We start from the raw sequence: 13,471 nt of genomic DNA on the forward strand, positions 1-13,471 counted from the left end.
AACATTCAAATTCATTCAATAGGTAGGTTATAAAAAGGTAACTAGGTAATAGAATTGTGCGTACTTTTTTTAGTGTAAAGCGTATCGTACAATATAATCAAGGAACAGGAAATGTTCCAAAATACAAAATGGAGGTATGAAAAAAATGGCACTTTCAAATTTATCTGGTTGGAATGAAAAAGAGGTTGCTGCCGCTTGTGGTACAGCTTGTGGGGCTTCAGACAAGCCGGAAGAAAAACCTGCCGCTTGTGGTTCTGCCTGCGGAGCAGGCGATAAGCCGGAGGAAAAACCTACTGCTTGTGGTTCCGCTTGTGGGGCTTCGGATAAATAAGATATTTCATTTTCAACAATCTCCGGTAAGTCTGTCTGCTTTGCCGGAGATATTTTCAAATCAATCCGATACTATCGGTTTTTATATAGAGAGCGAGGAAACAAGATGAAACAATATTTTGCTTTTCAATGGCACATTACAGACGAGTGCGACCAACGCTGTAAGCATTGCTATATTTTTTCGGAAGATAATTGCAAAAAATTAGACGCAATGAGTTGGGAGCAAATGCAGGAAACCTTGTATAACTGCCTTGATTTTTGTGAAGTTTACGGACGCTTACCCTATTTCTATATTACGGGCGGCGACCCTATTTTGCACCCGGATTTTTGGCGATTGCTTGCCTTAATAAAAGAACATGAAATACCATTTACAATTTTAGGAAATCCGTTTCATTTGACAGATGAAATTTGCAGGAAATTAAAATCCTATGGTTGTCAGAAATATCAGCTTTCCCTTGACGGTATGAAAGAAACACATGACTGGTTTCGCAAATCAGGTTCTTTCGACTGTACGCTTGAGAAAATCAACTGTATAAAAAAAGCTGGTATTCGTTCTGTCATTATGACTACTGTATCTGGTACAAACATTAAGGAAATTCCCAATATTATTGATACAGTCGTTGCAGCGAAAGCAGATGTATTCGTTTTTGCCCGCTACTGTCCAACAAGTGAAGAAAAAGATACTGGGATTGCTCCGCAAGAGTACAGGGAACTACTGGATATTTGCTATCAGAAATTCCAAAAATACGAAGCGGCGGGCTGCTCCACTTATTTCAACAAAAAAGACCACCTTTGGACGCTTTATGAATACGAAAAAGGAATTTTCAAAATTCCGGAAAACATACAAGACGGTATGATATACGGCGGTTGTAACTGCGGTAACTGTCACATGACGATTTTACCGACAGGAGATGTATATGCCTGTCGTCGGGTACAAAACAGCAAAGTCGGGAATGTGTTGAATGACCGTCTTGCGGATATTTGGATTTGTCAAATGGAACAATACCGAGATTACACAAAATTTGAGAAATGCTCCAAATGTGAATTACTGGCATTTTGCCGGGGCTGCCCTGCGGTAGCAAGCGGCAGGGACGGAAATTTCTACGGGGCAGACCCGCAATGTTGGAAAGAGGTAATTTGATTATGAATGAAACAATTAAGACAATTTTACATCGTAGGACAATCAGACGCTTTGACACAAAGCAGATTGAAGAAGCAGTTTTACAACAGATTTTACAGGCGGGGCTTTGTGCTCCAAGTGCCGGAGGACGGCAAGGCGTTATCTTTGCCGTATGTCAAAACAAAGAAATCAATGAACGGTTAGGAAAAATCAAACGGGCAAATTCCAATCCCCGTATGGCAACGGCGACAAGCTATGTATCAAAAGAGCAGCCAAGCATCGCAGATGATGTAAACCTAAAAAATGCCTTTTATAATGCACCAACGGTCATTACAATGTTTGCACCGAAAAATTTTCTTTTTGCGGTAGAAGATTGTGCAGTTGCGGCTGAAAATATGATGTTAGCTGCCGACTCATTAGGTATTGGCTCTTGTTATATCGGGCAGGGGTGGACAGCCTTTGCAGATACTTACGGACAGGAAATTTTGCGTAAGTGGGAAATTCGTACAGATTATTATGCTGTTATGCAGCTTTTACTGGGCTACCCTAAGCCGGAAGATAACCACCCGACAGCAAAGCCGCGAAAGCATGACAGAATATTAAGATTTTAATTTTTGAAGAAAGCAGGGATAATATAGGGATGAAAGAAGTTGCAACAAAAGATATAGAATTAAATCCATTTATAACATTTGGGGAAAACTGGGCGGCTTTAGCGGCTGGAAATGTAGAGGACGGTTATAATGCTATGACGATTGCGTGGGGGCACTTCGGTACATTGTGGGAAAGGGATAGTCACTCAAACCGTTTACCCACTGTAATTTGTTATGTCAGACCAAGCAGGTACACGAAAAAATTTCTTGATAAAGAGCCTTATTTCACGATTTCCTGTTTTGACGGAACTCATAAAAAGGCGTTGGGATATTTAGGAAGTCATTCGGGGCGTGACGGCGATAAAATAAAAGCCACCGGATTAACACCGAAATTTGCAGACAAGACTGTATATTTCTCCGAAGCGCACACCATATATATTTGCCGGAAATTGTACCAAGCTCCATTGATAGAAAACGGATTTGTAGACCAAGAACTGATTGATTTTAATTATCCATCAAAGGATTTCCACGAGATGTATGTTGGTGAAATTGTAAAAGTGTTGAGTATAAAGGATTAAATTTTAACAACTAAAAATATTAAAAATAAGTCTGCCGGACGACGGCAAAGAAAAAAAGCCGTCGTTCAACAGACATACTCCTATGCTCTTAATGCGGCGGCTTAGATTAAGCCGCTGTTTTATTATGGCGGCGTTGGGAGGTAGCCGTCATGTTGATTACAGTTATCACGAATAGCAGATTATCAAAAAAATCCTGTTTTCTGCAACGGCATATTCCGGTCATAGAGATGAACTCACAAATCATCATAATTACTTAAATAACTCATATTACCAAACGCCTATGTGGTTTTACGCTGCATGGGCGTTTGTTGTAATAGCCCCCTACTGGGAAGAAAGGGGGTGAGTTATGATGAAATATTCTGAACAATTCATGGAACATATCGAGTACACCTTTGCGGCGTTCTGTAAAGTCGTTCTCCGCAACGCAGCACTCAGTGCATATCGCGATTTTGGACGGAAAGAAAAGCACGAAGTATCACTTGACTATCTGATTTCGGAAACGTCTTTTGAACCGTTTGTAACCGATAACTATTTTGAGCAATATGCTTATGAGAAGCCGACTATTTTTGTCGTGCAAGGGAAAGAAATTGTCGTTATAAGTAAACGGTTAGCCGACGCATTGGCTAATCTGTCAGAACAAAGGCGTACTGTTCTGCTGATGAATTTCTTCCTTGGTTACAGCGAAAGAAAAATCGGGAATGAATACGGAAGAAGCAGAAGTACAGTCAACTACTGGAAACTGGCGGCATTGAAGCAGTTAAGAAGAGAACTGGAGGAAACAAAACATGAGGAATAAGAAACTGATACCTTTTGAAACCATTGAAAAAGCTGTTGCCGGCGAGCCGGAAGCCATAGACGCGGTATTACGGCATTACACAGCGCGGATTAAATATCTGTCTACCTATCGCGGGCATATTAACGACGATATTCAAGACCGTCTGAAAGCACAGCTTATCAAAGCTATCCTGCAATTCCGTTTTGACAGGTAATAGCAAAGTCAGAAAAAGCCGTCAAGGATAAAATGCACGCTTGCGCGTCCTTGACGGCTTTCCCTGTCTTTGCTGTCGGGCAGCCAAGAGAGCGCAATCGGATAAACCGCTTACGCTCTCTATCCAGTATAGAATGTTATGCGATAGAATATGCTTCTCACTTGATTTAAGCGGCATTACAGCGGAGATAAGGGCAGGGGTAAGGGTTTTATACTCCAACCCTTAAAAATGAGGTTCTACTGCGTAACATAACAAACGATATTTTTATATTGCCGTTTCCGTTCCATTCCTTTCCATTCCGGCGGCTCTGCCGCTTTGCCACCAAAGGAGAGGGATTAGGGAAAGGATAGGAAGGGAATGGATATTTAATTAAATCCGTATTTGGTATTTCTTTAGTTATTTATATCTTTATTTAATTGCGTTGGATTTTCCAATGTCGGATAAACCGATGTCGGAAAATCCAATATCGGATAATCCAACACCGGAAGTTATGCGGTATTCAAAACTGTCTAATCCACCTGCTTTATAAAACTGCTGATTTTAGGATAGGTATGTTACGCAGTAGAGGGTAAAAAACGCTTGATTTATGCGGCTTGCAGAACATGAAAAACGCTTAGACGATATTTTATACTTCTACCCTCAAAAATGACGTTCTATTGCGTAACAAAGTGAAGATAGAAAAACAGAGAGCCGACCACTATTGAAAGTGATTAACTCTCTGTTTCTGTTTGCACCCTGTCTGTCAGCGTTAGTGATAAGTTGTTGTGAATACTTCCTTATCAGCGTAAAACTAAGTAATAATAACATTTCTCCTTTATAATGAACAATAGGACAATTAAATGAGGTGGAAAAATGTATGAATGGCAAAAACAAATTCAATAAAAATTATGATAGATTTGAAAAATATTCTGTAGTTCTGACGGGCGCTCAGTTTGAGCCCCCGTTAAGAAATAATATCAGAGCGCAGGGAAGCCAACATGCAGAAAGATATTATATGTCACTAACAACCCTTATTAATCGTAGATGAGGTATTGGAAATGGGGAAAGGGATTATATAGACAAAAAAACACTTATGCGTCTGAAATCACTGAAAACCATTGTGAAACCACTGAAAACCATTGTGGAACTGCATATCGGTACTTTAATGAAGAAAGGTTTACCATATAAGGAAGTTTATCAGGGAGTAAGGCAGTTTGTAGAAGCTTTATAATGAAAAGAGAATTTGTATTTCATTGCTTGATAAATATAACCATGCTATAATGTCATTGTTACCGCCCCGATACTGGCAACAGGAAGGGGGTGTTCCGGATTGGATGCGGCTTTATCTTTTATTATCGCTGTTGCGGCAGGTGTTGCCTGCCACCTCATCTGCAAATGGTTAGACGGCGATAAATAGTCGGTAACTGGCCTGTGGGCCTAAGCCTTCCCACAAAAAATAGGAATAGAAAATCCCCAGAGCTGCAATCTCTGGGGATTTTCATATGTGTCCGAACTGGACAGCTTTATCTTTTTGCCTACTGGCATTATAGCATATGCAGATTTTAAATGCAATATTCTTATGGTTTTTTATCCCGGCACAGCTTATCCAGAGTTCCCCCCAAAGCATCGGCCAATTTGATAGCAGTATGGACCCTACAACGGTTAAAACGCTCAATATCTTCAAGAGTACGCTGCGGAACTCCCGACAGCTCTGAAAGGGCGCGAATAGATAGGTGCTGTTGATTGCATATTAATTTTACGTTCATAAAGCCTCCTTAGGTAAAAAGAAGTATTAAACCAGTGACAATAATGACAAACCAAATCACTGAAATTATAAGGGAAATTACATTTTGAGTAGCTTTCTTCATATTGTATGGAAAATGGAGATATGTTATATTTTAGGTGGGGAGGTTTTGCCTCCCCGGTCTTTATTGGATACTTTCTATAATTATTTTTATGACGGCTAAGAGAGTTCCGATTTCTAAAGCGAGCTGGGTAAGTGCTGCTATTACTTTTCTCAGCTCTTTTATTTTACTCTCCACCTTCGTTTACTTCCTTCCATGCTTGAATTATACCACGATATAACATGGAAAAAACAAGTGTTTTTGCGCATTTTTAAAAATAAATAATGCTATTAGTTTAAACGCCCTTAGCATAAAGGCGTTTTTTTAATTTAAAAAAGAAGGAGAAAAAATAATGGATAATACAGTAAAAAAACTGATAGACCAGGCTAAACAATGGACAGGCTATCTGGAGAAGAAAAGCAATGCCCAGTTAGACCATTTTACTGCCAATGCAGGCAGCAGCAACTACACCTGCTTTGCCAGGGATTATAAAGTACATACAGGACTTAACCTGCAGGCCCAGCCTTGGTGCGCTATGTACGTGTCAGAGGTATTTGTACAGTCTTTTGGAGTAAACACTGCCTGCAAGCTATTAGGCGGCGCCTTGTATCACTACTGTCCAACAGGGGTAAATCAGTTTAAAAAGGCAGGCAGATGGAGCACACAGCCGGAACCGGGGGCAGTAATCTTTTTCACAAATGGCGTTAGGGCTTACCACACTGGAATTGTAACAGAGGTGACGGCCACAAAAGTAAAAACAATAGAAGGAAATACATCTGGAGCCAGCGGCGTTGTGGAAAACGGCGGAGGGGTATGCGAGAAATCTTATGATAAGAAATACACAAGAATTTTAGGTTATGGCCTGCCGGACTGGGGCCTGGTTAAGAAAGAAAATAAATCAGGATGGCAGCAGGAAGAGGGAGGATGGCGTTTTTATTTAGGAGACACAGGACAGCCCGTAAGAAACGACTGGTATCAGGACGGGGGAAAATGGTACTGGTTTGACGGAGCCGGAATGATGGTGAAAGATGTGTGGTATGAATATAAAGGCCACTGGTATTATTTAGGCAGTGACGGAGCAATGAAGAAAGGGCAGGTCACTGTAGACGGAAAATGGTATGTTTTAGACAATGAAGGCCGCATGATTACAGAACCAGTGACATTGACTCCAGATAAAAACGGTGCCCTGGAGTGGCCTGGACTGATAAACATGTAAATATAGTATTTTCATAAGCCAGCCGGATTCGCTGCTCTTTTGCACAGATCATATTATGGCTTTTTCTGCTTTATTTACAGAAACAGAGCAGGAGTTTTTATACAGCCCTTTGGAATAGCGCCAGCATTGAAAGAAATCCGGCTGCTTTTTATTATTGGCTGAGGTTAAAGGATAAGCTGGCGCCGCAGACGGAGGATTTTAAAAGCCATGAGGCCGATGTCTGCAGGCAGAAGGCTCTCTGGGTTTTCCGGGACTGTATTCTTTCTGAAAACGTCTTTGTATTGGGGGGCATTTCCAAAATATCAGGTTCCACCTGATGTTTTCCCTGAAAAGAAATATTGTTCCAGGTTACCTGTCCAATATAAAATTTGTTTGTCAGAATGTAGTGAACAGCAGGGCGGTCAAAAGGATTGCCTTTTTTCGTGTAAAAGCCATTTCATTTGCTTTTCGGGCTATTGCAGTCATACCCAGCTGGCAGGAGCCGTACTGGGAATATAAAAATCCGACAATATTATATTCTGACTGATAAACGTTTTTGAGTATCAGGGGAAATTTGCGAACACAGATATCAGAAGACTCCTTTATATTATGCATGATGATTCGCTGTAGTCTCCTTACTCTACTTTATAAGGGTCCTCAATTAACAGGAAGCGGTTTCTGTTGGTTTTCAGAAGCCCTTCTTTCTGCATTTTACTGATTTCATTAGACAAGGCGCTGCGGTCCACGCCCAGGTAATCAGCCAGCTGCTGTCTGTTAAAGGGGATGGAAAAATCATAGCTGCCCTGCCTTGCCGCCTGAAAGGAAAGATAGGAAAGAAGTTTTCCTTTAATAGATTTAGGGGAGGTATGGAAAATGCGGCGGGAAAGGTTTAAGTTTTTCTGAGCTGAAATAGTCAGCAGATTTCGTATAATTTTGCTGTGATGAGGGCATGTGCTTGAGCAGGTATCTAAAAGCCGCCCAGTATTTAAAAATAAAATAGTAGTTTCCTCAGCCGCCAGAACGCTGACCATCAGCGGTTCCCCTGGAACGCAGGAATAGGTTTCCGCAAAAACCTGACCAGGTCCTACACTGTCTAACACACTTCTATTTCCCCAAAAATCATTATTTTCAATATAAACGCTGCCTGAAATCACCATTCCCATTGATTGAGTTATATCGCCGGCGTGGTAAATCACCTGACCTTTGGAATAATGTCTTTCTTCAGCGGACAGACATTCCAGCATAGACTGAACCTGGTCAGGGGAGGTGCCTCTAAATAAAATTGTTTGAGCTAAAAAATTATAATCCATTTTCTCTCCTTTGTTGTGAAAACAACATACATGTTGTGATGATTGTATTATATTATGTTCAGAAAGTCAAGAATATAAACCACAGGAGGAAAATATATGATTCGTAGAATTATTCATATTGATGAGGAAAAATGTAATGGCTGCGGTCTTTGCGCAGCTGCTTGTCACGAGGGAGCAATAGGAATGGTGGACGGAAAAGCCAGACTGATGAGAGATGATTACTGCGACGGGTTAGGCGATTGTCTTCCTGCCTGTCCTACAGGGGCAATTACATTTGTAGAAAGAGAGGCTGCGACTTACGACGAGGCTGCTGTTATGGAAAATAAAAAGAAAAAAATGCAGACCGAGGGAGCTGTACTCCATGGCGGATGTCCGGGAAGCAGAGCCAGAGAATTAAACAGAAATGACCACAAACCTGTATCTGACCATGGTCATTTTCAGGGAAAAATAGAGTCAGAGCTTCGCCAGTGGCCTGTTCAGATTAAACTGGCTCCTATAAACGCTGCTTATTTTAACGGGGCTAATTTGTTAATTGCCGCAGACTGTACTGCATTTGCCTACGGAAACTTTCATCAGGATTTTATGAGAGGAAAAATTACCTTAATTGGCTGTCCAAAGCTGGACTCTGTAGATTATAGTGAAAAATTAACAGAAATTATCAGGCAGAATGATATTAAAAGCGTGACGGTTCTCCGCATGGAGGTGCCTTGCTGCGGAGGAATTCAAAATGCAGTTGTTACAGCATTAAAAAACAGCGGTAAATTTATTCCATGGCAGGTAGTAACTATTTCTACAGACGGCCGGATTTTAGATTAATAGCAGACAGATATAATTAAAAATAGTTGAGCACGGCGTGGGAAACTATTTGCTACCCAAACGAAGCGATAGCGGAGTTCGGGTTTCCCGTAGTTTTTTATGGAACGAGGGACGAGTGAAATAAAAAAACAGTAACACTCGTGAACTGTTTTTTATGTATCGCACGTAAGTGCCTAAAACACAGGCACTAAGTGCTCATAACAATAAAAAAGGAGATTGGCTCAATGGATCAGAAAATGTTTTGCTTTCAGTGTGAACAGACGGCAGGCTGCAGCGGATGTACAGGAAAGGCAGGAGTGTGCGGAAAATCTGCAGACACTGCAAATCTGCAGGATCAGCTGACAAGCGCCTTAATTGGCCTTGCTAAAGCCACCTATAATAATGTGAAAACAGAAAAAACAGATAAATTGATTTTAGAAGGATTATTTACAACAGTAACAAATGTAAGCTTTAATGACGAAACTTTAAAACTCCTTATTGACCGGATAAATCAGGAAAAGAGGGAAATTGCCCCAGGCTGCGTCAGCTGTCCTTCCCCTTGCGCCAATGGCGATCAGTACAGCATGGACCAGATTTGGAGCGCTGACGAGGATATTCGTTCACTGAAATCCTTAATTCTTTTTGGAATCAGAGGAATGGCCGCATATGCTTATCATGCTATGGTTTTAGGATATACAGATCCAGAAGTAAACCAGTTTTTCTATAAAGCTTTATTTGCTTTAGGGGAAAACTGGGGAATGGATCAGCTTTTGCCTGTTGTTATGGAAACAGGAGCAGTTAATTTAAAATGTATGGAGCTGTTAGATAAGGCGAATACAGAGACATTTGGCACTCCGGCGCCTGTGCAGGTGCCGTTGACTGTAGAAAAAGGCCCGTTTATTGTAATTACAGGCCATGACTTATACGATCTGAAGCTTTTGCTGGAGCAGACAGAGGGAAAAGGCATTAATATTTACACTCACGGGGAGATGCTGCCGGCTCACGCTTATCCGCAGCTGAAAAAATATTCTCATCTGAAAGGAAACTTTGGAACAGCATGGCAGAACCAGCAAAAGGAATTTGCCAATCTTCCGGCGCCTATTTTGTTTACAACCAACTGTCTTATGCCTGTAAAAGAAAGCTATAAGGACAGAGTATTTACAACAGAAGTAGTGTCATATCCGGAACTGGTTCATATCGGGGAAAATAAAGACTTTACTCCGGTTATTGAAAAAGCCCTGGAATTGGGAGGATATAAGCAGGATACAGTATTTACAGGTATTAACGGTGGAAATACAGTAACTACAGGCTTTGGCCACGGAACAGTATTAAGCGTTGCCGGTCAGGTTGTGGAGGCTGTAAAGGCAGGAGCTATCCGCCACTTCTTCCTGGTGGGAGGCTGCGACGGAGCCAGACCAGGAAGAAATTACTATACAGAATTTGTAAAACAGACTCCGGCGGACACGGTGATTTTAACGCTGGCCTGCGGAAAATACAGGTTTAACGACTTGGATTTAGGACAAATAGAAGGACTGCCCAGATTAATGGATATGGGACAGTGCAACGACGCTTACAGCGCCATCAAAGTAGCAATAGCATTGACGGAAGCCTTCCAGTGCGATGTAAATGAGCTGCCTCTGTCTATGGTACTGTCCTGGTATGAGCAGAAGGCAGTGTGCATTTTACTGACTTTACTTCATCTGGGAATTAAAAATATTCGTTTAGGCCCGACCCTGCCGGCCTTTGTTTCTCCTAATGTGTTAAACTTCCTGGTAGAAAACTATGGAATCAGCCCTATTACTACTCCTAAGGAGGATTTAAAGGCAATACTGGGAGAATAATACCCTGGGTTTTTGCTTTATTTTAAGTGTAGTGATATTTGTTTCTTTGTCCTATAAAAAATGAAATAGTGACTGTTAAAGCCATAATTTCAGCCGCTACAACTGCCAGCCATATACCGTTTAATCCTAAAATGGCTGGCAGAATCAGTACGGCGCCGATCTGGAATACCAGGGTTCTTAAAAATGCAATGGCTGCAGATATAAGGCCGTTGTTTAAAGCTGTAAAAAAGGCGGAGCCCCAAATATTAAAGCCGCACATTAAGAAAAAGATGGCGTAAAGGCGGAAACCTTTATATGTCATAGTAAACAGCTCCTGGTCGTAGCCTACAAATATATAAGTAAGAGGCATAGAAAGAATCTCGGCAGACAATGTAAGAATCCCCCCTGATATGCCTATAAGCACAAGACTTTTTTTAAACAGGCTTTTCAGCTCCTTGTGGTTTCCAGCTCCATAGTGGTAGCTGATTACAGGGCCGCTGCCCAGGGAATATCCAATGAAAATAGCTGCAAAAACAAAGTTGGCGTACATAATAACCCCGTAGGCGGCTATGCCGTTTTCACCTGCTATTTTTATCAGCTGGTAGTTGTATAAAACATTTACCAGAGAAGAAGAAATATTCGTCATTAGCTCAGAAGAGCCGTTAAAGCAGGTCTGGAGAAATACGCGGTGATTATATTTGGTTTTTGTAAATTGAAGAAGGCTTTTATTTTTCCTGGAAAAATAAATAACAGGAATCAGCCCTCCAGCCATTTGTCCCATTGCCGTAGCAATGGCGGCCCCGGCGATGCCCCAGTGAAATACTGCGATAAACAAGTAGTCAAACACAATGTTGGTGACTCCTGAAAGCACAGATATTTTCAGGCTGAGATCCGGTTTTTCCGCTGCAATAAAAAAGCTTTGGAATATATTCTGAAGAATGAAAAAGGTTTGAGCGGAAATTAAAATACGTCCGTAAATCACGCAGTAATCTACTAAATTTCCCTCAGCTCCTAAAGCCACAGATATAGGCCGGATAAAAATTAAGCCGATGACCGTTAAAATTAAGCTGATAATAACAGCCACGTAAATCAGCATAGTAAAGTACTGGTTTGCCAGATGTTTTTTACCTTCTCCTAAGGTTTTGGCCACAATGGCGCTTCCGCCTGTGCCGATCATAAAGCCTACAGTTCCCATTCCCATTAAAAGAGGCATAGTAAGATTTACAGCTGCAAAGGGAGTCGTCCCCGCGTAGTTGGACACAAAAAATCCGTCCACAATGCTGTATAAGGAAGTACATATCATCATAATTACAGAGGGCAGTACAAATCGTAAAAGACGTCTGTAAGTAAAATGGTCTGATAATTGAATTCTCATAAAATAACTCCTTAATTAATAATTTGCTGCAGGCCGATTACAGGGCATTATAGTCTGTAACCGTACTGATTGTCAACTTATTTCTGCTAGTAAAAAAATATTATAAGTTATATGGAAATCCTTGACAGAAGAAACTGTATCTGATAAAGTTACAGTTATGAAATTAGTTTGAAAACCATTGGAAAAAGGAGATGAATATATGGGATTTTCATTAGATATCAGCGTGCCGGCTATTACAGTATTTTTTCAGGGATTAATCAGCTTTTTTTCTCCCTGTGTGCTTCCTTTGATTCCGCTGTATATTGGATATTTGTCAGGGGGAACAGGCACAAAGGGGGAGGACGGAAGAATTTATTATAAACGCAGCAAGGTGATGCTTCACACAATCTGCTTTGTGGCAGGCGTCAGCTTTGCATTTTTCCTTTTAGGTCTGGGATTTTCAGCTATGGGCAGCTTTTTCAAGGATAATCAGCTGATGTTTGCCAGAATCGGCGGTATTTTAGTAATTATGTTTGGGCTTTATCAGCTAGGTCTTTTTGGAACCAGCTCTGTGCTGGGAAAGGAAAGAAGACTGCCCTTTCATTTAGACGTGCTGGCTATGTCGCCTGTTACGGCGCTGATTATGGGCTTTACCTTTAGCTTTGCCTGGACTCCATGTGTAGGGCCGGCTCTTGCCAGCGTGCTGTTAATGGCCGCTTCTGCAGCTACAAAAACCACAGGTTTTATGCTGATTGGCGTATATACGGCCGGCTTTGTGCTTCCGTTTTTGGCAGTAGGCTTATTTACTACATCCTTGCTGGAATTTTTCAAAAGCCATATGAACGTAGTAAAGTATACAGTTAAAATCGGCGGTATTCTCATGGTATTTATGGGAGTTTTAATGTTTACCGGCAAGATGAACGCAGTGACAGGATATTTGTCCAGGATTTCCCCTCAGTCTGTAGAATCAGAGCAGCCTGGAGAAAGCACAGAAGCAGAGACAAAGGAATCTGAATCTGCTGTAAAAGAAACTAAGGAAGCAGAGGCGGAAACAGCAGAGACAGAAGAGACTGAGATAGAAGAGACTGAGGCAGAGGAGCTTGTACTGCCTCCTGCAATAGACTTTACACTAAAAGATCAGTTTGGCAATATCCATACATTGTCTGATTATAAAGGAAAAACTGTTTTCTTAAATTTCTGGGCTACATGGTGCCCTCCGTGCAGAAGAGAGATGCCGGATATTCAGAATATTTATGAAACATATGATACAGAGGGGGAGGACGGCTTAATTGTTTTAGGAATCGCCGCGCCTAATATGGGAAGTGAAGGCTCAGAGGAAGAGATTACACAGTTCCTTGAGGAAAACGGATATACTTATCCTGTTGTGATGGATACTACAGGAGAAATATTTTCCGCTTATGGCATCACATCATTCCCCACCACATTTATGATAGACAGAGACGGAAATGTATTTGGATATGCCAGCGGTCAGCTGAGCCAGTCTATGATGGAAAGTATTATTCAACAGACTATGGACGGAAAAAGACAGTAAAACCAGGTTGAAAAA

General features: G+C 41.3%; 14 protein-coding genes and 1 pseudogene. 11 read left to right on the forward strand and 4 right to left on the reverse strand.

The annotated features are described in order from the left end of the window. Positions 1-145: 145 nt before the first annotated feature. The 7 genes from acgA to C1A07_RS16240 all read left to right on the forward strand — a co-directional run bounded on the left by acgA (position 146) and on the right by C1A07_RS16240 (position 4,817). Positions 146-331 (forward strand): ACGX-repeat peptide, encoded by a 186-nt coding sequence (gene acgA / locus C1A07_RS13065; RefSeq protein WP_101877487.1) that lies wholly within the window; start codon positions 146-148, stop codon positions 329-331. 105 nt (positions 332-436) lie between these two features. Further along, positions 437-1,471, forward strand: a complete 1,035-nt coding sequence (acgM, locus tag C1A07_RS13070) for a radical SAM/SPASM domain protein, ACGX system (RefSeq protein WP_101877488.1) — start codon at positions 437-439, stop codon at positions 1,469-1,471. Between the two features lie 2 nt (positions 1,472-1,473). Next, entirely contained in the window at positions 1,474-2,061 is a 588-nt protein-coding gene (locus C1A07_RS13075; protein WP_180952260.1) for a nitroreductase family protein, read from the forward strand. Positions 2,062-2,090: 29 nt separating this feature from the next. Then, entirely contained in the window at positions 2,091-2,618 is a 528-nt protein-coding gene (locus C1A07_RS13080; RefSeq protein WP_101877490.1) for a flavin reductase, read from the forward strand. Positions 2,619-2,967: 349 nt separating this feature from the next. Continuing rightward, on the forward strand, positions 2,968-3,414 hold the full coding sequence (locus tag C1A07_RS13085; RefSeq protein ID WP_101878147.1) for an RNA polymerase sigma factor: 447 nt from the start codon (positions 2,968-2,970) through the stop codon (positions 3,412-3,414). After that, positions 3,404-3,607 carry a helix-turn-helix domain-containing protein gene (locus C1A07_RS13090; RefSeq protein ID WP_006876091.1) on the forward strand — a complete coding sequence of 68 codons (204 nt, stop codon included), beginning with the start codon at positions 3,404-3,406 and terminating at the stop codon, positions 3,605-3,607. The genes C1A07_RS13085 and C1A07_RS13090 overlap by 11 nt, the downstream gene beginning before the upstream one ends. Positions 3,608-4,679: 1,072 nt before the next feature. Further along, entirely contained in the window at positions 4,680-4,817 is a 138-nt protein-coding gene (locus tag C1A07_RS16240; RefSeq protein WP_180952261.1) for a hypothetical protein, read from the forward strand. Positions 4,818-5,163: 346 nt separating this feature from the next. Here C1A07_RS16240 and C1A07_RS13100 read toward each other — a convergent pair whose 3' ends face one another. Further along, on the reverse strand, positions 5,164-5,352 hold the full coding sequence (locus C1A07_RS13100; protein ID WP_101877491.1) for a helix-turn-helix domain-containing protein: 189 nt from the start codon (positions 5,350-5,352) through the stop codon (positions 5,164-5,166). Between the two features lie 430 nt (positions 5,353-5,782). On the opposite strand from C1A07_RS13100, the gene C1A07_RS13105 reads away from it, so the two are divergent. Continuing rightward, a complete protein-coding gene (locus tag C1A07_RS13105; protein WP_101877492.1) occupies positions 5,783-6,646 on the forward strand; it encodes a CHAP domain-containing protein in 864 nt (287 codons plus the stop codon). 151 nt (positions 6,647-6,797) lie between these two features. Here C1A07_RS13105 and C1A07_RS16860 read toward each other — a convergent pair. Both C1A07_RS16860 and C1A07_RS13120 read right to left on the reverse strand, forming a co-directional pair. Then, positions 6,798-7,067, reverse strand: a pseudogene (locus C1A07_RS16860) (recombinase family protein); the annotation flags it as partial. 193 nt (positions 7,068-7,260) lie between these two features. Then, positions 7,261-7,935, reverse strand: a complete 675-nt coding sequence (locus C1A07_RS13120) for a Crp/Fnr family transcriptional regulator (protein WP_101877495.1) — start codon at positions 7,933-7,935, stop codon at positions 7,261-7,263. Positions 7,936-8,031: 96 nt separating this feature from the next. On the opposite strand from C1A07_RS13120, the gene C1A07_RS13125 reads away from it, so the two are divergent. Beyond that, complete coding sequence (locus C1A07_RS13125) at positions 8,032-8,751, forward strand: 4Fe-4S dicluster domain-containing protein (protein ID WP_101877496.1); 720 nt, start codon at positions 8,032-8,034, stop codon at positions 8,749-8,751. 224 nt (positions 8,752-8,975) lie between these two features. Continuing rightward, positions 8,976-10,571 (forward strand): hydroxylamine reductase, encoded by a 1,596-nt coding sequence (gene hcp / locus C1A07_RS13130; RefSeq protein ID WP_180952262.1) that lies wholly within the window; start codon positions 8,976-8,978, stop codon positions 10,569-10,571. 22 nt (positions 10,572-10,593) lie between these two features. Here the strand turns inward: hcp and C1A07_RS13135 are convergent, their stop codons facing one another. Next, positions 10,594-11,925 carry an MATE family efflux transporter gene (locus C1A07_RS13135; protein ID WP_101877497.1) on the reverse strand — a complete coding sequence of 444 codons (1,332 nt, stop codon included), beginning with the start codon at positions 11,923-11,925 and terminating at the stop codon, positions 10,594-10,596. A gap of 199 nt (positions 11,926-12,124) precedes the next feature. Between C1A07_RS13135 and C1A07_RS13140 the strand changes: the two genes are divergently transcribed. Then, on the forward strand, positions 12,125-13,456 hold the full coding sequence (locus tag C1A07_RS13140) for a redoxin domain-containing protein (RefSeq protein WP_101877498.1): 1,332 nt from the start codon (positions 12,125-12,127) through the stop codon (positions 13,454-13,456). Positions 13,457-13,471: the final 15 nt, after the last annotated feature.

Origin of the sequence: Lachnoclostridium edouardi (assembly GCF_900240245.1) — a bacterium.
In the GTDB taxonomy this organism is placed as follows: domain Bacteria; phylum Bacillota; class Clostridia; order Lachnospirales; family Lachnospiraceae; genus Lachnoclostridium_A; species Lachnoclostridium_A edouardi.